General features: G+C 66.0%; 24 protein-coding genes. 10 read left to right on the forward strand and 14 right to left on the reverse strand.

Annotated features, from left to right (window positions below):
* The first annotated feature begins 138 nt into the window (after positions 1-138).
* Complete coding sequence (locus ACFWF1_RS32350) at positions 139-918, forward strand: DUF6319 family protein (RefSeq protein WP_357380535.1); 780 nt, start codon at positions 139-141, stop codon at positions 916-918.
* Positions 919-922: 4 nt separating this feature from the next.
* Here ACFWF1_RS32350 and ACFWF1_RS32355 read toward each other — a convergent pair whose 3' ends face one another.
* On the reverse strand, positions 923-2,413 hold the full coding sequence (locus tag ACFWF1_RS32355) for a diguanylate cyclase domain-containing protein (protein ID WP_379285384.1): 1,491 nt from the start codon (positions 2,411-2,413) through the stop codon (positions 923-925).
* Between the two features lie 483 nt (positions 2,414-2,896).
* Here ACFWF1_RS32355 and galK point away from each other — a divergent pair, with 483 nt between their 5' ends.
* From galK to ACFWF1_RS32370, 3 genes are all read left to right on the forward strand, one after another.
* Positions 2,897-4,030, forward strand: coding sequence for a galactokinase (gene galK, locus ACFWF1_RS32360; RefSeq protein ID WP_379285383.1), 1,134 nt, complete (start codon positions 2,897-2,899; stop codon positions 4,028-4,030).
* 221 nt (positions 4,031-4,251) lie between these two features.
* Positions 4,252-5,976, forward strand: coding sequence for a sodium:solute symporter family protein (locus ACFWF1_RS32365; protein ID WP_379285730.1), 1,725 nt, complete (start codon positions 4,252-4,254; stop codon positions 5,974-5,976).
* A 9-nt stretch (positions 5,977-5,985) separates the two neighbouring features.
* Positions 5,986-6,240 carry a hypothetical protein gene (locus tag ACFWF1_RS32370; RefSeq protein ID WP_379285382.1) on the forward strand — a complete coding sequence of 85 codons (255 nt, stop codon included), beginning with the start codon at positions 5,986-5,988 and terminating at the stop codon, positions 6,238-6,240.
* 96 nt (positions 6,241-6,336) lie between these two features.
* Here ACFWF1_RS32370 and ACFWF1_RS32375 read toward each other — a convergent pair whose 3' ends face one another.
* Complete coding sequence (locus tag ACFWF1_RS32375) at positions 6,337-6,495, reverse strand: hypothetical protein (protein ID WP_379285763.1); 159 nt, start codon at positions 6,493-6,495, stop codon at positions 6,337-6,339.
* Between ACFWF1_RS32375 and ACFWF1_RS32380 the strand changes: the two genes are divergently transcribed.
* Positions 6,455-6,946: an FBP domain-containing protein gene (locus tag ACFWF1_RS32380; protein ID WP_379285381.1), complete on the forward strand. Its 492-nt coding sequence runs from the start codon at positions 6,455-6,457 to the stop codon at positions 6,944-6,946. The genes ACFWF1_RS32375 and ACFWF1_RS32380 overlap by 41 nt on opposite strands.
* A gap of 200 nt (positions 6,947-7,146) precedes the next feature.
* On the opposite strand, the gene ACFWF1_RS32385 is transcribed toward ACFWF1_RS32380, so the two are convergent.
* The 6 genes from ACFWF1_RS32385 to ACFWF1_RS32410 form a co-directional block, all read right to left on the reverse strand.
* Entirely contained in the window at positions 7,147-8,631 is a 1,485-nt protein-coding gene (locus ACFWF1_RS32385) for a PepSY-associated TM helix domain-containing protein (RefSeq protein WP_379285379.1), read from the reverse strand.
* A gap of 403 nt (positions 8,632-9,034) precedes the next feature.
* Positions 9,035-9,598: a hypothetical protein gene (locus ACFWF1_RS32390; RefSeq protein WP_379285378.1), complete on the reverse strand. Its 564-nt coding sequence runs from the start codon at positions 9,596-9,598 to the stop codon at positions 9,035-9,037.
* Positions 9,599-9,761: 163 nt separating this feature from the next.
* Entirely contained in the window at positions 9,762-11,420 is a 1,659-nt protein-coding gene (locus tag ACFWF1_RS32395; protein WP_379285377.1) for an acyl-CoA synthetase, read from the reverse strand.
* 170 nt (positions 11,421-11,590) lie between these two features.
* The gene (locus tag ACFWF1_RS32400) at positions 11,591-13,216 is read right to left on the reverse strand and encodes an acyl-CoA synthetase (protein WP_379285375.1); all 1,626 of its coding nucleotides are present in this window, start codon (positions 13,214-13,216) and stop codon (positions 11,591-11,593) included.
* Between the two features lie 358 nt (positions 13,217-13,574).
* Positions 13,575-14,078, reverse strand: a complete 504-nt coding sequence (locus tag ACFWF1_RS32405) for an ArsR/SmtB family transcription factor (RefSeq protein ID WP_379285373.1) — start codon at positions 14,076-14,078, stop codon at positions 13,575-13,577.
* Positions 14,079-14,188: 110 nt separating this feature from the next.
* Positions 14,189-14,821, reverse strand: coding sequence for a hypothetical protein (locus ACFWF1_RS32410; protein ID WP_379285372.1), 633 nt, complete (start codon positions 14,819-14,821; stop codon positions 14,189-14,191).
* Between the two features lie 1,155 nt (positions 14,822-15,976).
* Here ACFWF1_RS32410 and ACFWF1_RS32415 point away from each other — a divergent pair.
* From ACFWF1_RS32415 to ACFWF1_RS32425, 3 genes are read left to right on the forward strand one after another with little or no spacing between them, the layout of a single operon-like run.
* Positions 15,977-16,129, forward strand: a complete 153-nt coding sequence (locus ACFWF1_RS32415; RefSeq protein WP_379285371.1) for a CopG family transcriptional regulator — start codon at positions 15,977-15,979, stop codon at positions 16,127-16,129.
* Between the two features lie 26 nt (positions 16,130-16,155).
* Positions 16,156-16,494 carry a VOC family protein gene (locus ACFWF1_RS32420; RefSeq protein ID WP_379285369.1) on the forward strand — a complete coding sequence of 113 codons (339 nt, stop codon included), beginning with the start codon at positions 16,156-16,158 and terminating at the stop codon, positions 16,492-16,494.
* Positions 16,495-16,511: 17 nt separating this feature from the next.
* Positions 16,512-17,357, forward strand: coding sequence for a class I SAM-dependent methyltransferase (locus ACFWF1_RS32425; protein ID WP_379285367.1), 846 nt, complete (start codon positions 16,512-16,514; stop codon positions 17,355-17,357).
* Between the two features lie 58 nt (positions 17,358-17,415).
* On the opposite strand, the gene ACFWF1_RS32430 is transcribed toward ACFWF1_RS32425, so the two are convergent.
* Positions 17,416-18,645 (reverse strand): acyl-CoA dehydrogenase family protein, encoded by a 1,230-nt coding sequence (locus tag ACFWF1_RS32430; RefSeq protein WP_379285365.1) that lies wholly within the window; start codon positions 18,643-18,645, stop codon positions 17,416-17,418.
* A 34-nt stretch (positions 18,646-18,679) separates the two neighbouring features.
* Positions 18,680-20,074: an acyl-CoA dehydrogenase family protein gene (locus tag ACFWF1_RS32435; protein ID WP_379285364.1), complete on the reverse strand. Its 1,395-nt coding sequence runs from the start codon at positions 20,072-20,074 to the stop codon at positions 18,680-18,682.
* 130 nt (positions 20,075-20,204) lie between these two features.
* Here ACFWF1_RS32435 and ACFWF1_RS32440 point away from each other — a divergent pair, with 130 nt between their 5' ends.
* Positions 20,205-21,698, forward strand: a complete 1,494-nt coding sequence (locus ACFWF1_RS32440) for a hypothetical protein (RefSeq protein WP_379285362.1) — start codon at positions 20,205-20,207, stop codon at positions 21,696-21,698.
* A 66-nt stretch (positions 21,699-21,764) separates the two neighbouring features.
* Here the strand turns inward: ACFWF1_RS32440 and ACFWF1_RS32445 are convergent, their stop codons facing one another.
* Positions 21,765-22,526: an alpha/beta fold hydrolase gene (locus tag ACFWF1_RS32445; RefSeq protein ID WP_379285361.1), complete on the reverse strand. Its 762-nt coding sequence runs from the start codon at positions 22,524-22,526 to the stop codon at positions 21,765-21,767.
* 59 nt (positions 22,527-22,585) lie between these two features.
* On the opposite strand from ACFWF1_RS32445, the gene ACFWF1_RS32450 reads away from it, so the two are divergent.
* Positions 22,586-22,915, forward strand: a complete 330-nt coding sequence (locus ACFWF1_RS32450) for a MerR family transcriptional regulator (RefSeq protein ID WP_379285359.1) — start codon at positions 22,586-22,588, stop codon at positions 22,913-22,915.
* 172 nt (positions 22,916-23,087) lie between these two features.
* Here the strand turns inward: ACFWF1_RS32450 and ftsX are convergent, their stop codons facing one another.
* The 3 genes from ftsX to ACFWF1_RS32465 form a co-directional block, all read right to left on the reverse strand.
* The gene (gene ftsX, locus ACFWF1_RS32455) at positions 23,088-23,993 is read right to left on the reverse strand and encodes a permease-like cell division protein FtsX (protein ID WP_379285357.1); all 906 of its coding nucleotides are present in this window, start codon (positions 23,991-23,993) and stop codon (positions 23,088-23,090) included.
* Positions 23,993-24,682 (reverse strand): cell division ATP-binding protein FtsE, encoded by a 690-nt coding sequence (gene ftsE / locus ACFWF1_RS32460; protein ID WP_150402602.1) that lies wholly within the window; start codon positions 24,680-24,682, stop codon positions 23,993-23,995. The genes ftsX and ftsE overlap by 1 nt, the downstream gene beginning before the upstream one ends.
* Positions 24,683-24,776: 94 nt before the next feature.
* The gene (locus ACFWF1_RS32465; RefSeq protein WP_379285354.1) at positions 24,777-24,974 is read right to left on the reverse strand and encodes a hypothetical protein; all 198 of its coding nucleotides are present in this window, start codon (positions 24,972-24,974) and stop codon (positions 24,777-24,779) included.
* Positions 24,975-24,983: the final 9 nt, after the last annotated feature.

The following is a 24,983-nucleotide window of genomic DNA, read 5'->3' on the forward strand; positions in this document are numbered from 1 at the left end:
ACCGGGCGTAGCTCGATATTCGCTGGCCGCGCGGGAATCGTGTTCTGGGACTCGATTTCGAAGCGGAGTGTAAATCTGTCGGTGCGGTGCGGCATCATCTGTGCACGCAGCCATCCACGAATATTGCTCGGAGTCACCATGCCGTCGCCTAAAACCAAGCCCAAGCCATTGTCGGACAGCGAGATTCAGCGGATCGCCACGGATATCGCCGGCGGCCGCCCGCCCATGGTGTGGTTCACCGCTGCCGCGGTGGGCGTGCCGGAAGGTCGGTCGGGAAAGGTGATCTCCCTCGGCGATCCGGCCGACGGAGACTTCCTGCAGGTCCGGCCCACCGGATCGAAGGATGTACTGTCCTTTTCTCCGACAGAAGTGACGTTGACCAAGCCGCCACGAGGGGCGGCGACCGTTTCCACTGCCCAGCCGAAGTCGACAACCAGGAAGGAATCACCCGTGACCCAGCCGTCGACCTTGACGAGCACTGCGACACCGACCACACCCAGTTCTGTCACGCCGCCACCGGTCGTCCCGAAACCCGTTGCGAGCACCCCGGAATCGGACGAACAAGACAGCGGCGCGAGCAAGCCCGCGGCCAAGCCGAGCCCCGCGGGTACCGCGGCCAAGGCGGCCAAGGCCCCTGCTCGACCGAAGGCGAAGACGCCCGAGGTCACCGTCACGCTGACCGGCACCGCCGACGGCGAATGGTCCGTCGACGTGGTCAGCGGCAAGAAGCGCGCCGTGCGTGGTCTGGCGGTGCCCAGCTCCGCCGTGGCGCAGGCCGCCAAGATTCTGCACCCCGAGGTGGCCGAAGTGGTGGCGGGCATTCTCGACGCGGCCAGGGAAGCCCAGGAGGCCAAGGTGCAGCAGCTGCAGGCCGAGCTGGAGGCGGCCCGCCGGCTGCTCGACGAGCTGGTCGACTAGTAGTTCAGACCGCGGTGCTGGTGGATCTGGTGCCCGCGCGCCAGATCCGCCGCCCGGACTCGTTCGCGGTGTGCCGCGCCGGGTCGTTCGCCATGTGCCGCACGGAATCGGGCGCGTGCCGCGCGTCGTCGTGGAACGCGTAGCCGAGCGAGTATTCCTTCGCGTGGTACATGGCCGAATCGGCGTCCCGGATCAGGTCGTAGACGGTGGATTCGGTGCTGCGCGGGCCGCCGCAGGCGATCCCGATGCTCGCGGTGATCGGGATCTCGCCCGCACTCAGCTCGAACGGCCGGACGAACGCGCCGAGCAGCCGTTCGGCCAGTGTCGCGGCCTCCTGCCGGTCCAGCGGGGACAGCACCACGAATTCGTCGCCGCCGTACCGGGCGACCACGTCATCGCGCAGCACCACCCGCCGAATTCGGGAGGCGGCGTTCGCGATCAGCTCGTCGCCGACCGCGTGCCCGTAGCTGTCGTTGACCATCTTGAAGCCGTCCAGGTCGATGAACAGCAGGCACACCGGCCGCTCGGCCCAGCGCTCGTTGTTGAGGTTCAGCGTGCGGAGCAGGGCCGATCGGTTCAACAGTCCGCTGAGCATGTCGTGGTCGGCCTGATACTGCGCTCGTCGCTCGCTGCGTGAACTGCGCACGATGGCGCGTTCGCTGCGCACCAGCACCCCGATGAGCAGCAGCGCGAACAGCGACGAGACCACCACCCGATCGAGCGTGCCCAGCGACGAGCCGACCACCGGTACCAGCGACGCGACGATCAACACGACCGCGATGAAACTGGCGCGCTGGCGCGAGTGATGTGGATGGATCCGCCGTGGCGCACCGAGTCCGGTCATGGTCGGGTGCAGCGCCGCGACGCCGACGATCGCGTAGGTCGCGAGCAGGGGCGCCATCAGCATCGGGCGGCCGATCGACACGGCGCCCGCCTTTTGCAGGCTGTGGCCGAGATCGCCGACCAGCACGATGATCAATCCGACGTGCAGCAGCCGCAGCGAGGATTCCGCGCGGGTCGAGGTGGCCATCGAATGCGCGACCAGCGTCAACAGCAATGCGTCCAGCACCGGGTAGATAGCCGCGACCATCGTGTTCATGGTGGTGCCGTTGGCACGCAGGATCGGTGAGATCAGGAACGTCCAGGAGGCGAGCAGCGCGCCCAGCCCGATCAATCCGGAGTCGAGCAGCAGGTCGTAGTTCGAGCGGACCTGGCGCGGCCGCAACCAGATCAGTGCGGCGAGGCCGACCGTCGCATAGGCGAGCAGCGTGCAGATGTCATCGACCGGATGCAACTCATGGTCGGACGTATTGCGCAGCGCCGCACCCGCGGCCGACAGCACGGCCGAGGCGGACAGCAGATACCAGGGCAGCGGGCGCGTCGGCCGATACGCCCACAGGCCGACGCCGATCATGGCCAGCGTGCCCGCGAGCACCGCGGCCATCGTGAACAGCGACAACAGTTGGGAATTGGCCGTCACGTGAATCGCGATCACGGCCGCGCTTCCCCCCGGAAGCAGTGCGTACCACCATGTTCGGAATCGATATCGCTGGTCTTTCGGCTGGTCTTCGCTGACTGTCATCAGCCCCCCTTGGTCGCTCCATCCCTGTGAACCAAGCCGCGTAGCAGACGGGTGAATCCTCCACTACGACCTCGACGTTCGCCTGCTTCCCGGGCACCGCGCATGCTCTCGGCGAACGATTACCGAGTGTTGCGGTCCGAGCAAATGTCCCCACCGAGCGCAGCACGGTCGGCGACCAGAACCTGGACAACTGATTCGATCATGGCATGAAATACGAGCCTATGTCGTGCACTTGGCACAACAAAGGCCGAAACCGACGCAATAGCGCGGGTGCTACTTCGGGTGATCTTGAAATAGGGCGTGAATCGCGCACCTTCGACTGCGGAAAGCGTTGTTCCCGCGGGGTGTCTCGTAACGTGTGGCAAGGCAAGTGGACATGACAGATCGGGAGGGTACGTGCGGACGTGGGTAGCGCCGGGGCGGGTCAACATCATCGGTGAGCACACCGACTACAACGACGGCTTCGTATTGCCCATCGCGCTGCCGCTCGTGGTCGAGTGCGCGGCGCGGGTGCGCACGGACGCGATGGTGCGGGTGGTGTCGCGGCAGCGGCCGGACGAGCCGGTTCTCGTTGCGGTGGCCGAGCTCGCGGCCGAGCGTGCCCGAGTGCCGGGGTGGTCACGTTATCCGCTCGGTGTGGTCGCCGAGTTCGTGCGGCGCGGCCACCCGATCGGCGGGGTCGACCTCGAGCTGGACGGTGCGGTGCCGATCGGCGCGGGGCTGTCCTCCTCGGCGGCGCTGTCCTGTGCGGTGGCCATCGCGCTGCGAGATCTGTTCGCGCCCACCGTCACCGAGCGGGAGCTGATCGAGCTCGCCCGCGCGGCGGAGAACGACTATGTCGGCGCGCCGACCGGTTTGCTGGATCAGTCCGCCTCGATCCTCTGCACGGCGGGGCACGCGCTGTTCCTCGACATCCGGCGCTTCGTCGAAAACGGCCGCGCTGCGGATGTGAATACCGTTGCACACGAACAGATTCCGTTCGACCTCGCGCGATTCGGGCTGGAGCTGTTGGTGATCGACACCGGCCAGCCCCACGAGCACGTCGACGGCGGTTACGCCGAGCGTCGCGCCCAATGTGAGGCTGCCGCCGCAGAACTCGGCGTGCCCGCGCTGCGCGACATCGATGCGGTGGCCGCGCTCGACCGGATCGCCGACGAAGTGTTGCGCCGCCGAGCGCGACACGTGGTCACCGAGAACGCCCGAGTGCTGACAGTTGCCAAAGAATTGCGCAGTGGTGCCGATCCGCGCACGATCGGGCCGGTCCTCACCCAGGGACACGCCTCACTGCGTGACGATTTCGAGGTGTCCACCCCCGCGCTGGACGCCGCCGTCGACGCGGCGCTCGCGGCCGGGGCGCACGGCGCGCGGATGGTCGGCGGCGGATTCGGCGGCAGCGTCATCGCGCTCGTCGATCGCGTCGACACCGACGCGGTGGTGGCCGCCGTGCGGAATCGGTTCGCCGACGCGGGCTTTGCCGAGCCGCGCACCTTCGTCGTCGGCCCGGCGGCCGGCGCGCATCGCAGCGAGTAAGCGAACGACCAGGTTTTGTCCCCGATTGTGGCCCGCGAGTGAGGCACAATCACGCAGAGTAGGTGTCGGCCGACACCCATTCGGCCGGCGACGAGTGAGTCGCGCGCCATGCAGTAAGACCCCGTAGACGCACGATCTCGTACCCGCAAGATCTCGCTCGACGCCTGTTTCACGCCAGGAGGGACGCTGTGCCGCTTGCCGATTCACCTGTTCTGACACTACTGGCCGCCGAAGGGCGGTCGGCCTCGACCTATTCAGACGCTTCATCGACCCTGCGGCTGGACGCGGCTCCCGTCGACTTCGCCCTGGTCGCCCTGTACTTCGTGTTCGTGCTCGGCATCGGCCTGCTGGCCAGGCAGCGCGTCTCGTCCAGCATCGACTTCTTCCTGTCCGGGCGTTCGCTGCCCGCCTGGGTCACCGGTCTCGCCTTCATCTCCGCGAACCTCGGCGCCGTCGAGATCATGGGCATGTCGGCCAACGGCGCCCAGTACGGCTTCCCGACCTTCCACTACTTCTGGATCGGCGCCATCCCGGCCATGCTGTTCCTCGGCGTGGTGATGATGCCGTTCTACTACGGCTCCAAGGTGCGTTCGGTACCCGAGTTCATGCGCAGGCGCTTCGGCACCGGCGCGCACCTGGTGAACGCGCTCAGCTTCGCGATCGCCCAGGTACTGATCGCGGGCGTCAACCTGTATCTGCTCGGCAGCATCCTGAACGTGCTGCTCGGCTGGCCGCTGTGGTTGTCGGTGGTCATCGCGGCGGTGATCGTGCTCTCCTACATCACCCTCGGCGGGCTGTCGGCCGCGATCTACAACGAGGTGCTGCAGTTCTTCGTCATCGTGGCCGCATTGCTGCCGCTCACCCTGGTCGGCCTGCACAAGGTCGGCGGCTGGGACGGGTTGCGGGACAAGGTGACCGCGTCGCCGGGCGGCGCGACACAACTGGAATCCTGGCCGGGTAACGAGCTGAGCGGATTCAGCAACAACATCCTCTCGGTGATCGGCATCGTGTTCGGGCTCGGCTTCGTGCTCTCGTTCGGTTACTGGACCACCAACTTCGTCGAGGTGCAGCGCGCGCTGGCCACGCACTCCATCTCGGCGGCACGGCGCACCCCGATCCTCGGCGCCTATCCGAAGATGTTCATTCCGCTGATCGTGGTGATTCCCGGCATGATCAGCGCGGTGCTGGTGCCGCAGATGAGCGAGTACAAGGCGGCCAAGGTCGCGAATCCGGACTTCACCAGCGACACCACTTACAACCAGGCGTTGCTGTATCTGATGAAGGAGGTGCTGCCGAACGGCCTGCTCGGCGTCGGCATCGCCGGTCTGCTCGCGGCGTTCATGGCGGGCATGGCGGCCAACATTTCGGCGTTCAACACGGTCTTCAGCTATGACCTGTGGCAGCAGTACGTGCGCAAGGACCGCCCGGACGGGTACTACCTGACCATCGGCAGGCTGGCCACCGTCGGCGCGACCGTGGTGGCGATCTTCACCGCGTTCATCGCGTCGAGTTTCAGCAACATGATGGACTATCTGCAGACCCTGTTCAGTTTCTTCAACGCACCGCTGTTCGCGACGTTCATCCTCGGCATGTTCTGGAAACGGATGACGCCGACGGCGGGCTGGATGGGCCTGGTCTTCGGAACCGGTTCCGCCGTGGTGGTTTTCATCCTGCACCAGACCAAGGTGTTCCACCTGTCCGGCCAGGGTTCGAGCTTCTTGGCGGCGGGCGTCGCGTTCGTGGTGGACATCGTGGTGAGCGTGCTCGTCACCCAGGTGACCACGCCGAAGCCGGTGGCCGAACTCGTCGGCCTGGTCTATTCGGAAACCCCGAAGGAAGCCCGCACCGATCCGGACCAGGACTCGCTGCCCTGGTATCAGCGCCCGGTGCTGCTCGCGGGCATCGCGCTGGTCCTCGTCATCGCCCTCAACATCATCGTCGGATAAGGAGCCGCAATGCTTTTCGACATCCGCACCATCGTCGGCACCCTGCTCGGCAGCTATGGCGTCGTCCTGATCATCACCGGCCTGGTCAGCAATACCGCTGCCGACCAAGCCAAGACCGGCAACATCAACGTCAACCTCTGGGCGGGGATAGGGATGGCCGTTGTCGGCCTGCTCTTCATCGCCTGGGTGATTCTGCGTCCGATCGCCGTGCCGGAGAAATCGCCCGCCGCGGAGATCGACGAAAAGCCGTCGACCACTCCGTAGCGAGAGTGTGCAAAGGCCCCGCCCGGTCCACCGGGCGGGGCTTTTCGTTGTGCGTTGCACAGTGCGCAGTGCAGACCGATCGGTCGGTGATTCTGTTCACAAGTAGCTGACCAGCAGGTATTGCTGAGCGAAATGCGTTTGTTCGATGGCCGTCGCGCCCCGTAACGTCAGTTCGGTTTGTTCGGCTAATGAATCAGGAATGGAGTGAACCGCCATGAAACCAGTGACTGAGCGCGACATCAGGTCGTCGTTCATCAACTGTTCCAAGACCGAGGCCAAAAAGCTGCCGGTGCCAAAAGATCTCGACGATCGCCCCTGGGACGATCTCGACTTTCTCGGCTGGAGCGACCCGTCGCTGCCCGGCCGGTGCTATCTGGTCATCCCGAACGACGACGACGAGCTGGTCGGAGTCGCGCTGCGCTACGAAACCGGCGGATCGGGTCGAGCCCAGATGTGCTCGATCTGCCTGACCACGCACACCGGCACCGGCGTATCCCTGCTGACGGCGGCCAAGGCGGGTCCGTCCGGACGCAAGGGCAATACGGTCGGCACCTACATGTGCACCGACCTGGCCTGCTCGCTCTACGCGCGGGGCAAAAAGACTCCGGCACTGGGCAATCGGTACCGGGAGAATTTGAATCCCGAGCAGAAGGTCGAGCGGATGCTCGCCAATATGCAGGCGTTCGTTGCCAGGCTGTACACCTAGATCCAGCCGCTAGCTGACGCAATCCGCACTATTCGAAATGGAGGTAGATGCCATGCGCCGACACTTGACACTCGGCTCGTCGAACCCGCACCCCGAGTTCCGCGATAGCGCAAGCACACTCGGGGTGCGCGAGGTTCCTCTCCGGTCGAGACGGCCTGGCCGCCACAGCCAGACCGCCCCATCCGGAGAGGAACCATCGATCATCCGGCCTTCGCGGTACGCGTCCTTGCCGCGAGACCGATCAGCACGTCGATGGCGAGGAAGGCGAGCAGGCTCAGCCCGACCAGCGGGACGAACCAGCCGACCAGCAACGCCGCCGCCAGCACCGGCACCGCCAGCCACGGCGAGGTCCGGCGCAACGCACCCCGTTTTGGTGCCCGGCCCAGTGCGGGCCGCCCCGTCCGGCGGGTCGGCCGCCTGCGCCACCACATCAGGTAGCCGCGCACCAGCACGGTGATCAGCCCGATCATGACGGCGAGCAGCAGCAACTGATTGAGCAGACCGAACAGCAAGCCCATGTGGAATTGGATTCCCCAGTTGGTGAGCTTGGCCATCAGCGGCCAGTCGGCGTAGGCGAGCCGGTCGGTGACCGCGCCGGTGGTGCCGTCGATCGCGACCGAATCGACCGTGTAGGTGCCCGGCATCCGGCGTTCCTTCACGGTGAAGGCCTGATCGGATTTGGCCGGGAAGGCGATCTCCGCACCCTGGGTCACGCCGTTGGCGCGGGCCGTCTCGAAGACGCGGTCCACCTGGGCGATTCGGAAGATCGGGTCGACCGTGGCGGGTGTCATCACGTGGCCTTCGTGGTGCTCGCCGCCCGAATTGTGTTCGGGTGCGGCGGATCCCGGGAGTGCCGTGGTGACGGCCGGTGTGGTCCAACTCAACTGCTGACGCAGTTCGGTGATGTTCTCGCCCGCGTACGTCGACCAGGTCATGCCGGTCGCGGACAGCAGCAGGATGATCGGCAGCACCCACATACCGACGCTGCCGTGCCAGTTCACCGTGCGGCCGCGGCTGTTCTGCGAGCGGTCCGGCGCGAAGAGCCAAGCCGCCGAGTTCCGGCTCCGCCGGGTGCGCACGCGACGGACCCACACGACCAGACCGGCCAGCGCGATGACCCACAACCAGGAGGCGGCGAGCTCGCTGTAGAGGCGGCCGGGCTCGCCCAGGTGCAGGTCGCGATGGAGGCGATCGATCCAGGTGCGCAGGGGGAGCGCGCCGGAACTGCCGTAGACGACGGAGTCGCCCACCGGCTGGGCGGTGTACGGGTTGACGAAAACGGCGCGGCGTTCGGATTCGCCGAGCGACGGGTCGGTGAAGAGCACGCGGGTGGTGTCCTCGGCGCCCGGTGCGGGCGCGACCGCGGCCAGGGTGAGGTTCGGCTGGGTCGCGACGGCGGCGTTGATCTGCTCGGCCAGCGGCTTCGGTGCGCCGCCCGCCTCGACCGTCAGCAGGTCACGCGAGACGATCGACTCCAGGGTGGGCGAGATCGCGTAGAGGGCGCCGGTGACGGCGGCGACGAGAATGAACGGTGCGACGAAGATGCCCGCGTAGAAATGCAGGCGCATGGCCAACGCGTACAACCCATTTCGGGCCGTCGGTTTGGTGCGTGCGGGGGTCGACTCGGGTGTGGGCGGCGGTAGTTCGGCTTCGGCGGTGATGGTTTCTGTTGTGCTCACGGTCATTTCGTTTCTGCGGTTCGGGAACCCGGTGGGGCGGGCGATGTTCCCGATATGCGGTCGGGACTGGTGCTTCAGGTGCGGCGCGGCCTCCGGCATTCGTTGGGCGACAAGGCATGTCGAGGGGATTGCCTCGACATGGTTCGGCGCCCCGGTACCAGTGGGTGCGGTGATGACGCCACCGATCAGCAAGGTTTTGCGCGGACGTCGGTGCATCAATGCCACGGGTGGCAACGAGTTCGACGGAATGGTCGTGTCGACGAGACGGCGCGGACAACCGCGGTGGCGTTCTCAGTTCGCCGTTCGGCGATAAGTCGACTCGCGCATGCGAAGACTTGCCGAATATTCGCGGGAACGAGCAATGCGCACACCGGAACACGCGCTTCGTGGGGGGAGCGCTAGGGCGAAGTCAGCTGGCGACGGCGAGCGGTGGGCCGCGGGTGCGTCGCGATTCGGCGGCGAACAGGCGCAGGATGACGCGATCCCGATGGCTGGTGCGCAGCGGCGCCGGGTCGGCGCGAACCGGTGCGGACCGGCGCGGCCGCAGGACCGGGAAGAGCACCGCGGTCCCGGCTCGATAGGCGGCTTCCGCACCGCGGATAACGATGGCGGCGGCAACGGCCGCGAACAGGTGTGCGCTGAGCATCGCCGGTGTCAGCTGAGCATCGCCGTGATGCAGGTGCCCGGAACTGAATCCCATGGTCAGGTGGCCGAGCAGCTGCCCGGCGACGAGCGCGGTGATCAGCCCGACCGAGGTGTCCCGCAGCGGCGCGAGCCCGGCCACCAGCGCGCCGATGATCGCGGCGGCGGCTGCCAGCAGGGCGAGCGTCGTCCCGTCCGGCACCATTCCGCCGGACGCCCAACCGTGTGCCGCAACGGAAATGGTCCCCGAGATCGCCCCGGCCGAACCGCCGCGCACCCGCGCGACGGCGCCGCGATACCCCGCGGCAGACCGGTCGAAATCGATACTCACGCGCTGATAGTAACCGACGAATTGCGCGCAACTTCCCCAGTGACGAACGCCCGAAGAACAGCAGAAGATCGAACTCACACGCCGATCACGCGCACATCACGGCCGCATGCCCCTGATGTGCCGCACCCGGAATCGCCTGCGGCAAATCAGGAGACGTGTGCGGTCAGCTCGCCTCGATCTCCATCTCGATGAGTGGCTTGCGGAGCAGCTTGCCGGTGGCGTTGCGGGGGAGCTCGTCGAGGAAGATCACCTCGCGCGGCACCTTGTAGCGGGCCAGGTTCGCCTTGACGAAGTCCTTGATCTCCTGCGGGTCGCGCTGGGAGTCCGGTCCGGGAACCACGAACGCCCGCAACCGCTTGCCGAATTCGCGGTCGTCGACGCCGACCACAGCGGCCTCGAAGATGTCCTCGCGCCCGGCGATCAGGTTCTCCACCTCGAGCGGGAAGACGTTCTCGCCGCCGGAGACGATCATGTCGTCGTCGCGGCCGTCGATGTACAGCAGGCCGTCGGCATCGAAATGCCCGACGTCGCCGCTGTTCATCATGCCGTCCACCATCTCCTTGGTGCGACCGTCGGTGTAACCGCTGAACGCGAAACCGTTGTCGACGAAGATCGTCCCGGTGACCTCGGGCCGGGTGATCGGCTTGCGGTTCTCGTCCAGCAGCACGATCCGGATCCCGACCGGGGCCTTGCCCGCGGTGGTCGGCGCCTTGCGCAGGTCCTCGGGGGTGGCGACCGTCATGACCGCGCATTCGGTCGAGCCGTACAGGTTGTAGAGGCTGTCGCCGAAGTAGTCGAGGGTGCGGGTGACCACGTCGGGCGCGATGGCCGAGCCCGCCGCGAAGATCACCTTGATGGTGCTCGGGTCGTACTTGGCCAGCACCTCGTCGTCCAGGTCGAGGATGCGCTGCAGCATGGTCGGCACCACCACCAGCGAATCGGCCCGGTACTTCACGATGTTCGCCAGCGTCTGCTCCGGGTCGAAGCGGCGCTGCTGGAAGACGACCCGGTTGCCGAGGGCGACGCCGATGGTGAACTGGGAAAGGCCGGTGCCGTGGAAGATCGGCGCCGCCATCACCATGGTGCCGTTGTGCGGCAGCGGCACCCGGTCGACGAACTGCGCCGAGGCGAACGGGCTCACCTTGTCGCGCGGCGCGCCCTTGGGTGTTCCGGTGGTGCCGCTGGTCAGGATGATCATGCCGCCGGCCTTCGCGGGGGCGGGCAGCGCGGCGGTGGACTGTCCCGCGGACAGCGACTCGATGGTGGCGATCGACGGATCGACGTTGTCCTTCGCGTCGACCCAGGTGAGCACCCGGGGAATCTCGGCGGGGATGGCGCTCATCAGGTCGACGAACTCGCTGTCGTGCAGTACCGCCTTCACCTTCTCGCGCGCGGCGACATCGGCGAACTGCGGCTTGGCGAACCCGGTGTTCATCAGCACCGCGCGCACGCCGAGCTTGCCCGCCGCGAGCAGGCTCAGCACCATGCCGCGGTGGTCGCGGGCCAGCACCGCCACCACATCACCCGGCTTGATGCCGTGCGCCGCGAGGCCGCGGGCAAACGCGTTCGACTGCTCGTTCAGCTCGCCGAAGGTCAGCTCGCCGCGCTCGTCGACGATGGCGCCCGCGTCCGGTCTGGTCTGCGCGGCGTGCATGGCGACGCCGGCGAACGGGCCGAACTTGACCACGTTGAACGCGGACCGCAGGGCGTGATCGAGCCGGAGCGGATTGAACAGCCGCCGCTTGACCATGACGTTCACGCCGAGGGCGAGATCGCCCGCCTTGCGGGCAGTGCCACTCAACGCGGGGAAGGAGACAACCATTCGACAACAACCTTCCGGCGGCCCCACCCGGTATGAGCCGATGGGTGGTGCGGACCGCAGCTTCGGGATCCAGTGCTATCGCTAACAGTAGCAAGCATCTGTAACCCGGTGTGTCACGTATCTCAACAGCAGCTACCGATGGGTAACCAGTTGGGGTCGCCGCGCCGAGATCAGGGGGCGACCTCGTACTCCACCAGCACCCGGCGCAGCAGCTTGCCGGTCGGGTTGCGCGGCAGATCATCGAGGAAGACCACCTCGCGCGGCACCTTGTAGCGGGCCAGGTTGTTCTTGACGTAGGCCTTGATCTCCTCGCCGTCGGGCGTGTGGCCCGGCTCGGGAACGACGAAGGCGCGCAACCGCTTTCCGAATTCGGCGTCGTCCACGCCGACCACCGCCGCGTCGAAGATGTCCGTGCGCCCCAGCAACAGGTTCTCCACCTCCTGCGGGAAGACGTTCTCGCCGCCGGAGACGATCATGTCGTCGTCGCGGCCGTCGACCATCAGGAGGCCGTGCTCGTCGAAGTGACCGACATCACCGCTGGACATGTAGCCGTCGATGATCTGCTTGTGGCGGCCGTCGGTGTAGCCCTCGAACGGCGTGCCGCTGCGAATGAAGATGCGCGCGGTCGTGTTGATCGCGCTGACCTGCTTGTCGTTGTCGTCGTAGAGCCGCACCTCGCAGGTGACCGGCGCGCGCCCGACGGTGCCGGGGGCCAGCGCGAGCTCCTCCGGATTGGCGATGCTGGCGACCGAGCATTCGGTCGAGCCGTACAGGTTGTACAGGACGGGCCCGAACACCTGGGTGGCCTTGACGGTGAGCTCCGGCGACAGCGCCGAGCCCGCGAGCAGGATGACCTTCAGCGAGGAGATGTCGTACTTGGCGCGGATCGCCGGATCCAGTTCGGTCATCCGGTGCAGCATGGTCGGCACCGCGACCAGCAGTTCCGCCTTGTGCTCGGCGATCAGCCGCAGCGTTGCCTCGGCGTCGAATCGCCTGCGCATCACCACCTTGTTGCTCATGGCCATGCCGACGAGCCAGCTGCCGAACCCGGTGCTGTGGAAAATAGGCGACACGATCACCTGGGCGCCCTTGAACGGGAACGGGACCCGGTCCAGGAACTGCGCGGTGGCCAGCGGCGACACCTTGACCCGCGTCGCGCCCTTGGGCAGGCCGGTGGTGCCGCTGGTGAGGATGATGAAGCCGCCCGGCTTGCTCGGGTTCGGCAGCTCGGCGCTGGAGTTGCCGGTGATCAGATCGTCGAGAGTCTGTGCGCCCTCGGGCAATTCGGTGCCTTCGTCGACCCAGGTGAGGAAGCGCGGGAGGTCGGCGGGTAGCGCATCGAGCAGGCCGAGGAACTCGCTGTCGTGCAGCATCGCCTTGACCTTCTCGCGCTGGCACACCTCGGCGAACTGCGGCTTGGCGAACCCGGTGTTCATCAGCGCGACCCGCACGCCGAGCTTGCTCGCGGCGACCATCGCCAGGATGAGACCCCGGTGGTCGCGGGCCAGCACGCCGACGACGGTGCCCTCGGTGATCCCGGCCGCCTGCAAACCTCGCGCGATCGCGGTCGACTGCTTGTCGATCTGGCCGTAGGTCAGTTCGCCGCGCTCATCGGCCAGGCCGGGGGAGTCAGGGGCGATGCGTGCGTTGTGCCGGATCAGGGTGGCCTGCGGGCCGAAGATCTGCGATTCCTTCAGTGTCCGAAGGGTTTCCAGCGGCTTGCGCGGATCGGAAACACCGCGGGACCGGAGCACCCCGAGCGCCTTGAGGTTCTCAAGCGCGTGCGCCACCTTCATGTCGAACACCTCCACCAGCAAACTCGCGTCGGTACTCGACCTAGCGATATACGAACGGCGTAACTGAGGTCATAACCGTAGCAGCGGCGTGTCGGGTGTCACACGGCTACGTCTCGAGTTACCGGGCATCGGTGTTTCGCGCCGACCGCGCCGCCCGCTATTTGACAGCGCCGCGCGGAGCGCGTTCGATACCGGTAGGGGGTAGTCGAAGAGAGAATGGAGCTGAGTCAACGATGATCTTCAAGCTTGTTCGATCGACTGCGATACCGGCGGACTGCTCGTGCGGTCCGTCCTGCCAGTGCGGGTGCCAGTCCGGCGGCTCGTGCAGTTGCGGTAGCGATAACTGCTGAGCCTGCGGTCAGCGTCGTGCGCTGGCCAACGCGATGAGTAGTGGCACCAATCGGGCCGCGGGCACCTCGAAGCGCCCGCGGCCTGCGGTGTGCAGCCAGCCGACGGCCGCTAGCTGCCGCAGATGGTGATAGACCTGCCCGGACGTGCCCACGCCCTCCAGTCCGACGAGTTCCGCTGCGGTCCGCCGGCCACCCATGATCTCCCGCAGGAGGCGTAGCCGTACCGGATTGCCCAGCGCGGCAAGGCATTCCGCAGTCTCGGCCCAGTCGTCCTCGATGAGGTCGCCGGTGGTGAACGTCGCCTGCCACCCGTAGTGCTCGTCGGTCGGTAGCCGGACCGAACCGGCGAAGAGGACGCCGCCGTTCGGCTCGTCGTCCGCGATGAATTCTTCATGTAGCCGGACCGCCGCCCAGCGGTCATCGGTATTCGCCGCCACGTTTCCGTTCGCGTGCTCGTCGGTCAAATCATCGAGCCGCCGTTCCAGTTCTGCAACCCGCTCTTCCAGACTCACGCCACCGAAGCTACGGAATTACGTAATTCCAGACAAGAGGTGAATCGAGGAGCTCCGGTGACAGTTCGGGCCCCGCGGCGCATGCTGCGGGGCCCGAAGCGTCGAATCGATCAGTTGTAGACGGCGCCGAACGACGGAACCGAGATCGTGCCCAGCTGGTACTGGAATCCGTCCGGATTCGCATCGCTCACCGGAACCGACCAGCGGTGCCACAGGCTGCCGTACACCGCGGCCACGATCATGCCGCCGCCGGGATTGAGGGGCCGCGTCCGGATCGTGGTGTCCACGGGAACGTCCTGGTGCTCGTAAAGCACCTCGGTCCCGCTCTGCCCCGTGGACACATTGATCCACAGCACTTCCAGCTTGGCGCCACCCTGATTCGGCGCGATCGTGCCCGGCCCGCCGAAGAATCCGAACCGGAACCCGTCGAGCCCGAGTGCAATGCCCGACCCGTACACCCCTGGCCCGTCACCACGCCCGATATCCGACTGCGCCGGAATCTGGAACGGCTGCGCGGGCAATGCCACCTGCCCCGCCTTGCTCACCTGCCCGGAAGCCGCCAGTCGATCCACCGCCTGCTCGGCCGCCGGATTCCCCGCGGCCGCGGCTCGTAGCTGCTGCATCGCACCGGCCCAATCAACGCTCGCCGGTGCGGCACTCGCAGTGCCCGCAAAAACACTCGCTACCACCGCCGTGGCGGCAAAAACGGTGGCGAGTCGACGCGTCACGCTCAGTCGTTCCATATCCAGTTGCTCCTCGAGGTCTCTGGTACAGCTCGAAAGAAAATCGTCCGCTGAATCGGTTGATCAAGAAACGCAGGCCGTTACGTTGCCAGCGATTCCCCGTCGGGGTCCACTATCCGCCTGGATGTGTCGCTTTCTCGCTAGGGACGCCTTGGGGGAGTTCGTGTCTCGGAAGCCGGCTGTGTTGAAGCGGTTGGACGGCGTCGTGTCCGCAAACGGTTTGAAATGTGAAACAGAAGTGTTCGCACTGGTTTGCGAATGCGTCCGAAAGTTGTTGGTGGGCACAGGTATTGTGGTGCCACTTCCTCCCGAGGGGCGATGGACACGGTCCAGACATCGCGCCCAGGGAGGAGGTGGTGGGTATGGCGAAACATCGCCGGAAAAAGAGCAAGGCCCCGGTCGATTACGGCATCGTCTTCACAGTTGCTGCCGTGATCGCCGGGGCGCTCGTTGCGGTCCGCCGAGTGCGGGCGCATAGGTAAATACCCACCGGTGGGGCCGTCGTTCACAGCGGCGGTCCCACCACTCGGCGTCACCCACAGGTGACGCATTGACTTTACCTCGAACGGGCGCCTGCCTGCCAGACGACTACTAAATCCGGCCTGTCGGTGGAGGATGTCTGTCCTGGAACGTGCCGCTGAGCCGCAAAAGCCGTAACCCGTTCGCCGCCAAAAGGTTTGCGGACAAGATGGTGCCGCGTCGGTCGCGAAATGTGAAACGGGACGCGTTCGCACGGATTTGCGAATCGGGCCGAAAGTTGTTGGTAGGCCCGGGTATTGTGGTGCCACTTCCTCCCGAGGGGCGATGGACACGGTCCAAACATCGCGCCCAGGGAGGAGGTGGTGGGGAATGGCGAAACATCGCCGGGCAAAGAGCAAGGCCCCGGTCGATTACGGCATCATCGTGACAGCTGCTGTCGTAATCGCCGGGGCGCTCATCCTGGTCCGCCGAGTTTGGCAGGCTAGGTAAACCCAGCCCATCAGGTGGGGCCGCTGTACACGCAGCGGTCCCACCGCTCGGCATCACTCTCGTGATGACCCGATCTTACCAAGTCCTCCCGCCTGTGTGCAGGTAGTTCGAGGTGTCCTGCCGCGGTGTCTTCGTCGATGAAAGCGAGCCGTAGCTGTTAGCTTTCTAAGATGCTAGCATTCTAGTGTGGGCGATGAGGAGATCAAGCAGTTCAACGTGTACCTGCCGGTCGGGCTGATCAAGCAGGTCAAACACCACTCCATCGAGTCGGGGCTCTCGCTGTCGGCGTTGGTTGCCGCGGCGCTGCGCGCATACCTCGATGACGCCGACGGGCAATGACGGAACTCGATCGAAAAGGAATCCTGATGACTACCAATGGCATTGAGGCTGTGTTCCTGGAGACGCACAACTGGGGCAAGGCGGCGAAGTTCTTCCAGGCGCTGGGTTATGAATTGGAGTTCGCGACCGATCATGACTCGGGTCAGCTCCGAAACGGCGACGGCCCTTACTTATTCATCGCCGAAGTTCCTAAGAACAAGACGCCTGGGATGCAACTCGTGCTGAAAGCGACTGATACGGAGGCGATCGCGGCCGATTCGTCCATCGAGGTTGTCAGTCCGCTCGAGGAAACTCACTATGGGACAAAGGAAATGACCGTCCGTGACCCGGACGGACGTCTCTGGACCTTGCAGGCCGAGAAGTAACCTGGAGGAGAATCCTCATGGCAGAGGTGCCGGACAATACGGCAGTACGAACTGCCCTGTGGCGGGCGATGCACGTCCGGGTCGACCCGCCGCCACATGTACTAGAGGACGAGATCGGCCTGCGGCTCGTCGCCCCCGACGCGGACTGGCGCGATCGTCCGGACATGGATCCCGTTGGCACCAGCGGATTCCGGGCATCGATGGTGTCCCGCGCCCGGTTCGTCGAAGACCTGGTCGCCGAAGGGGTCGAACATGGTGTCGATCAGTACGTCTTGCTTGGCGCCGGTTTGGATACCTTCGCTCAGCGCAATCCCGAGATAGCCTCTCGTCTAACGATTTTCGAGATAGACCAGCCTGACACCCAAGCCTGGAAACAGCAACGCCTGACCGAGCTCGGCCTCGGTGTCCCCAACTGGTTGCGGCTCGTCCCGGTCGATTTCGAGGCAAACGAATCCTGGTGGGAGCAACTGATAACCGCCGGTTTCGATCCAACGCGCCCCGCGGTCGTCGCCTCCACCGGCGTCAGCATGTACCTCACCAAGGAAACCACCGCAGCCACCCTGCGACAGCTATCCGAGCTGGCGCCCGGTTCAACCGTCGCGATGACCTTCCTCCTGCCCACCGAATTACTCGCCGACCCCGACCGCGCCGGACTCCAGGCCTCCGAAAAGGGCGCCCGCGCCGCCGGAACCCCGTTCATCAGCTTCTACACCCCGCAGGAAATACAGGACCTAGCCCAAAAATCCGGTTTCAAAGCCACCCAACATGTTTCGGGAACCGCACTAGCCGACCGCTACTTCGCGGACCGCACCGACGGTCTCCGCCCCACGACCGGCGAAGACTTCCTGGTCGCCACCACCTGACCCAACGAAACCGGCGCCGGTCCCTATGGACCGACGCCGGTTTACGTTGTGCGACTAACTACTTCAGCTCCGCACTGGTCTTGCCGAGTACCCGGCGAGCCACGATGAGCTGCTGGATCTGCTGGGTGCCTTCGAAGATGTCGAGGATCTTGGAGTCGCGGCCCCACTTCTCCAGCAGGGTGCGCTGGGAGTAGCCGATGGCGCCGGCCAGTTCGACGGCCTTGAGGGAGACGTCGGTGCCGGTGCGGCCTGCCTTGGCCTTGGACATGGAGGCCTCGAGCGAGTTCGGCTTCTTGTTGTCGGCCATCCAGGCGGCGCGCAGCGACAGCAGGTAGGCGGACTCGTAATCGGCTTCCATGCGCAGGAATTCGGCGGCCGCGGCGTGCTGGTTGTTCGGCGGGGTGTCGTAGGAGATCTCGACACCGGCGTCGGTCAGGATGGCACGCAGTTCCTCGAGCGCGGCGCGGGCCACGCCGACCGCCATCGCGGCGACCATGGGGCGGGTGTTGTCGAAGGTCTGCATGACCCCGGCAAAGCCCTTCTCCACGTTGACCTCCGGGCTACCGAGGATGTTGTCCTTGGGAATCCGGCAGTCCTGCAACAGCAGTACGGCGGTGTCGGAGGCCTTGATGCCGAGCTTGTGCTCGAGCCGGGCCACCGAAAGACCGGGAGCGTCGCGCGGCACGACGAACGACTTGATCGCCGCGCGGCCGAGGCTCTTGTCGACCGACGCCCACACCACGATGTGGGTGGACCGCTGGCCAGCGGTCACGAAGATCTTCTCGCCGTTGAGCACCCACTCGTCGCCGTCGAGTACGGCGGTGGTGGTGACGGCGGCGGAGTCGGAACCGAACGACGGCTCGGTGATCGCCATCGAGGCCCACACCTTGCCGAAACGCTTCAGCTGCTCGTCGGTGGCGACGGCCGCGATGGCCGCGTTGCCCAGACCCTGGTAGGGGATCGAGAGCATCAGGCCGACGTCACCCCAGGAAGTTTCCAGGGCGTTCAGCAGCGCGGACATGTTGCCGCCGTTGCTGTTTCCGAGCAGCTCGGTGGCGTGCCCGTCCGACTCGCTGTCGTCCTCGCGGCCGCCGGCCGCGCCGCCGATCTTCTGGGTGCCGGAGTCGGCGAGGCCTTCCACCATGGCGGCCATGGTGTCCAGCTCGACCGGGTACTCGTGCTCGGCGAGGTCGTACTTGCGTGAGATCGGCCGGAAGATCTCGGTCGCGACCTGGTGGGCCTGGTTGGCGCTGGCCCGCAGCTTCTTGGGGAGTTCGAGATTGATCATGGGAGGTCTCCTGGAAGGGTAAGGAACGGGCCGGTTAGATGAGCACGACACCTTCGGCGACGCCGATGCTCCGCAGGTCGCGGTACCAGCGCTCGACCGGGTGTTCCTTGGTGAAGCCGTGGCCGCCGAGCAGCTGCACGCCGTCCAGGCCGATCTGCATTCCCTTGTCCGTGGCCAGCTTTCGGGCCAGCGCGGCCTCGCGGGCGAACGACAGCCCCTGCTCCGCGCGGGAGGCGCCGCGCAGGGTGACCAGCCGCAGGCCGTCGAGCTCGATCGCGATGTTGGCGACCATGAAGGCGACCGCCTGCCGGTGCGAAATCGGCTCGCCGAACGCTTCGCGCTCGTTCACGTACGGAATCACGTAGTCCAGCACGGCCTGTCCGGTGCCGACCGCGAGCGAGGCCCAGCCGAGGCGGGCCAGCCGGACGGCGTCGGCGTAGTCCTCGGCACGCTGCTTGGTGTCACCGTCGCCGAGGATGGCTTCGGTGCCGACCGCGACATTGTCGAGCAGCAGGCGACCCAGACCGGCGGCGCGCAGGCCCATGCTCGGGTCGGCCTCGACCACCAGGCCGGGGGTGTCCGACGGAACGATGAAAAGCGAAGGGCGACCGTCGAGTTCGGCGGCGATCAGGAACAGCTCGGCATCCGCGGCGGCGGGCACCAGGCTCTTGACGCCGGAGATCCGGTAGCCGCTCGGCGAGCGAACGGCCTTGGTCTGCAACGCGAATGGGTCGAACAGCGCGCGCGGCTCGCTGATCACCACGGAGGCCTGCGGTACGTTCTCGCCGGTGAAGGCGGGCAGGTAGGTCTTCTGCTGCGCGTCGGTGCCCCACTGGGACAGCGCGACCGCGACGCCGCTGGGCGCGAGGATCGGCAGCGCCAAGCCCATGTCGCCGTGCGCAAGCGCTTCGGCCACAAGGGAATTGGTGACCGCACCGCGCTCGGACGCCGCGCCCTCCAGCTCCTCGGGGACGTTGATCAGCGTGATGCCCAGCTGGGCGGCACGCTCGAGCAGGTCGCGCGGGGCCTTCGCGGCGGCATCGGCGTCGTAGGCGGCCGGGCGCAGGATCTCCTCGGAGAATTCCCGCACCGTCTCGACGATCATCTGCTGCTCGTCGCTCGGGGTGAGGTCGAAGAAGTCCTTGGTCTTCGCCTCGTTGGGCGCGAGCCGCTTCGGCGCGCCGTTGCCGGTGACCTTGGCGAAGGCACGGGTGGCGGCGCCGAGCGTGCGGAAACCGGTCTTGGTGCCTTCGTAGGTGACTCGCTCGATCGGCTTGCGCAGGTTGTACTTCTCGGCGAGCTCCGACCCGGTAATGGTCGTCATCACCCGCATGGCCGCGCCCATCCAGTCCCGTTTGGGGTGGCTGAGGCCGACTGCGGACGTGTCTGGACTTCGCTTCGTTGCGCTGTCTCGAGTGCTCATCATCACCTGTTTTCTCGGGTGGGTGGGGTGAGGTCTTGGCCCCGGCTATCTTACTCCTGAGTAAGACTATCTTACTCCAGAGTAAGAACCGCGTCGAGGTGCAGCATACGCCCCATATCTATGCCAGGCTGGCCGGGTGCCTATTGTCGCGGCGCTGTTCGCCGTTGTCCTGATCGCATGTGCCCCACGCTATGGATATCACCGGGACGAGTTGTACTTTCTGGCGGCTGGTCGCCACCCGTCGTGGGGGTACCCGGATCAACCGCCGCTAACTCCGCTCATTGCCAAGGCGATGGCGGCGATCGATCCCGATTCGCTACTGCTGTTGCGGCTGCCCGCGGTGCTCGCGGCCACCCTGGTGGTGGTGTGCGCCGGGCTGATGGCCCGGGAGTTCGGGGGCGGGCGAGGTGCGCAGGCGCTGGCGGCCGCCACGGTGGCGAGTGCGGCGGTGGTCATGGGTACCGGGCACTTGTTGAGCACCGCGGTGTTCGATCTGGCCGCGTGGTCGGTGGTAGCGCTGGTGGTGCTGATACTGATCCGGGAGATCGATGGACCCGGCGAGGTCGATCCGCCGGCGCGGCCTCTCCGCCGTAATGTGTTGTGGCTCAATGGTCCGCGGTGGTGGCTGGTGATCGGCCTGGTGGTCGGTCTCGGATTGCAGAACAAGTTGTTGCTGATCTTCCCGGTGCTCGGGTTGCTGGTGTCGCTGCTTGTATTCGGCCCACGAAAACTGTTCGCCACCAAGTTCTTTCCGATGTCGATCGGCCTCGCAGTGTTGATCTGGCTGCCCTACCTGGTGTGGCAGGCGCGCAACGGGTGGCCGCAGTGGGAGATGAGCAGAGCGATCGCGGGCGGTTCCTCCGGGACGTCGGATTCGCCGATCATGTTCGTGCTCTTGCAGTTCGGGCTGATCGGACCGCTGCTGGTGCCATTGTGGGTGTTCGGCTTGTGGCGGCTGGCCCGGGACACCCGATATCGCGCCTTCGCAGTCGCTTACGGTCTGCTCTTCGTGTTGTTCGTGGCGACCGGCGGGAAGGCGTACTACCTGGGCGGGATGTATCCGATGCTGCTCGCGGCCGGCGCGGTCCCCTTCGCCGAATGGTTGGGTCAGCGGCGAATTCATTGGGCGGCAGTGAGTTTCGTGGTCGCGCTGAACGCGATCGCCTCGGCGGTGTTGTTCCTGCCGGTGCTGCCCATTTCGATGCTGAAGGGCTCACCGGTCCTTGCGATCAACTACGACGCAGGCGAAACGATCGGCTGGCCCGAGTTCACCCGCCGAATAGGGGAGGTGCGTGCGCGACTCGGCAGCGACGTTGCCATCCTCACCGGCAACTACGGCGAGGCCGGTGCCATCGAACGTTTCGGCGCACCTTACAACCTGCCGAAACCCCACTCCGGCCATAACTCCTACTGGTGGTGGGGGCCACCGAGCGACACCGCCACCGAGGTGCTCACGGTGGGCATCGATCGTGACGAGTTGGCGCGCGCCTTCACCGACGTCGAACCCGCGGGCCGCATCGACAACACCCGCGGCATCGACAACGACGAACAGGGCGCACCCCTGTTCATCTGCCGAAATCTCCGCGCCCCCTGGTCCGAGCTATGGCCACACGCTAAACACCTGGGCTGACCACCCACGACGCCGAACGAGACATAGCGGTAGGTCCACTCAGCTATGTCCCGTTCGACGATCGAGTCAGCGGTCGTGCCGGGTGAGGAAGTCTTCGACGGCCTCGCGCCACTGCTCGGGCTGTTCGGCCATCAGGACGTGGCCTGCCGCGATCTCGATGTACTCCGCGCCGGAAATGGCCTCGGCGAGGAACCGGGAGTTCGCCGGGTCGACCATGAGGTCCTCGGTGGCGTTGACGACCAGCGTCGGCACGGTGATGTGCCCCAAATCGCCGGTGGTGTCCACGATTTCGACCAGGCGCGCCTGCTGGCGCGTGCCATCCGGAATGGTTGTCGTGCCGGCTCGCACGAGCTCATCGACCTGATCGGCGGGCAAGCCGTTGACGAAGGCGGCACTGAAGGCCTGCGAGACGGCGAGCCTGGAGAACGTCGCGGTATCGCCGCGGTCGAGCAGGTCCTGCCAGACCCGGACGGCGAGGCGCGCACGGTTGTCGGCCTTGGCGAAACCCGCGGCCAGGATCAAGCCGCGCACCCGGTCCGGATGTCGCACCGCGGCGCGTACGGCGACCGTGGTGCCGAGGGAAAACGCCACGATGGTGAACGTCTCGACGCCGGAATCGACCGCGGCCGCGACGAGCGCGTCGGCGAGACCGTCGAGGGTGAGCGGGATAGTGCCGTCCGGATAGTCGGGGGCGACCACTGTATGCGTCGCGGCCAGTACGGGGATCAGGGCGCCGAAGTTGGTCTCGATGGTGCCGCTCGCGCCGTGTGCGAGGACGAGGCCGGGTCCGGTGCCGGTCACGGTGGTCTGCAGGGGAATTGCTGTCATGTCAGCCAAGTTAGAAATTCACATGAGTGTGAAGGCAAAACGAAAGTGAGCGAGGTCATATGCTGATCGGAGAACTGGCACGTCGCACCGCCGTGAGCACTCGCCTGCTCCGGTACTACGAGGAACAGGGGCTGTTGCTGCCGCAGCGCGATTCGCTCGGCTACCGCTCGTACGCCGAGAGCGCCCCGGGGCAGGTACACCTCATCAGGGACATGCTGGCCGCGGGTCTGTCGACCGAGGACATTCGCAGCTTGCTGCCGTGCGCGAGTGACCAGGTCAACAAGTGGATTCGGGCATGTGACGAGTCCATCGACGTGGTCGAGAGCCGCCACAGCGATCTGGACACAAGATCGCCGCCCTCGAGCGGCAGCGGGAACTGCTCGCTCTGAAGCGCGCCTCACTCAAAGCGGCGATGCCTGCTGCGCGCTGATCGGTCTGAGCGGACATTCTTCGGTGCCACGCGCCTGAATCTCGCTCTGCGACAAGGAAGTGTCCACTCAGGCCGATAACCAACGAGAGCCGGCCCAAAACTCTGGACCGGCTCTCGCTAGTGACTCAACGCTATTCGCGCACGTAGTACCGCAGCGTGCCATACGCGGTCAACGCGGCGAACACGATGCCGACGGGCGCGATCACCAACGCGACCATCGCGATATCGTCGCCGGTGATCCGCGGAAAAACCTTGCTGGCGAACAGATCTCCGAGCGCCCGATCGATCACCAACGGTCGCGCGAGCAACAGCCCGACCACCGCGACGAGCGAACCGGCCAGCGCGGCGACCACCGCCTCCAACAGGAACGGCAACTGCGTATACCAACGCGTCGCACCCACCAACCGCATGATGCCGACCTCGGTCCGCCGCGTGAACGCGGCGATCTGCACCATATTCGCGATCAACAGCAGCGCGGCCAACGCTTGCAGCACGGCTAGACCGAATGCGGCATTGCGGAGCCCGTCGAACAAGCTGACCAAGCGGTCCACGATGTCCTTGTCATTGCGCACCATGCCGACGCCTGGCCGCTGATAGAACTTCTCGTAGATCTGCGGATACAGCTCCGCGTTCTTCATCTTCACCCGCAGCGACGCGGGCAGCGGTGTCTCGCTGACGTACTTGGCCAGCTCCGGCTGGTCCTTGAACGTCTTCTCCTTGGCCTCGCGAACGGCGTCGTCGCGGCTCAGGTACTGGACCGATTCGACGTCCTTGGTCGCCTTCAGGTCCGCCATCAGCGTCTTACACGGGTCGCGCGAGCAGTCCGGATCGTTGGCGGAGACGTCCTCGGTGAGATACAGCCGCACCTCCAGCCGATCCAGGAAGTACTGCTCGGTCTTGTCCGCGATCCGCACCGCGAGCAGGCCGCCGCCGAGCATGGTGAGCGAGACCGCGACGGTCAGGATCATCGCGATCGTCATCGTGACATTGCGCCGCAGACCGGCGAAGACCTCGCTGAACAGGAAACTCGCGCGCATCAGCGATCCACCCCGTAGACACCCGTCGCCTCGTCGCGCACCAGGCGGCCGCGATCGAGTTCGATCACTCGCCTGCGCATGGCGTCGACGATGTGGTTGTCATGGGTGGCCATCAGCACCGTGGTGCCGATCCGGTTGATCCGCTCCAGCAGCATCATGATGTCGCCGCTGGTATCCGGATCCAGATTGCCGGTCGGCTCGTCGGCCAGCAGCACCAGCGGCCGGTTCACGAAGGCGCGGGCGATCGCGACCCGCTGCTGTTCGCCACCGGAAAGCTCGGACGGTAGTCGATCGGATTTGCCGCCGAGACCGACCATGTCGAGCACCTCGGGGACGGTGCGGTCGATGAACTGGCGTCGCTTGCCGATCACCTCCAGCGCGAACGCGACGTTGTCGTGCACCGACTTCTGCTGCAACAACCGGAAATCCTGAAACACGCACCCCATCCGCTGGCGCAGCTTCGGCACCTTGCGGCCGGGCAGCTTGTCCACTCGGAAGTCGGCGACCTGGATCTGCCCGGCGGTGGGGCTCTCCTCTTTCAACAGCAGCCGCATGAACGTGGACTTGCCCGAGCCGGACGGTCCGATGATGAAGACGAACTCGCCCTTGTCGACATCGACGGTGATGTTGTCCAGCGCGGGTCGCGTCGAGGTCTTGTACGACTTGGTGACGTTCCGCATCGTGATCACGGGGAGCCAGTGTAACCAGCAAATCTGTGTCCGCCGTGTTGCCGATCACCGATGCCCGGCGAGTCCGCCGGGCTCAGTGTGGCGTTTGTCCGGTTCAGCGCGGTGCGACCGCTGGATTCACCGCTGCGGGAACGGTGTTCAGGGTCGGCTCGGAGCCGGACGCGAAAGGTTGATCGGGCTTGACGAACAGGTAAAGCACCAACGTGGCGACCCAAGCGGCCATCAGGATCGCGGTGGAGCGACGTGGTCTCGATTCCTTCAGCAGCGCGGTGGGGCGCACCGCTTCCTTCAAGAGCGAGAT

It is taken from the genome of Nocardia sp. NPDC060255, assembly GCF_042727395.1.
Lineage (GTDB): Bacteria > Actinomycetota > Actinomycetes > Mycobacteriales > Mycobacteriaceae > Nocardia.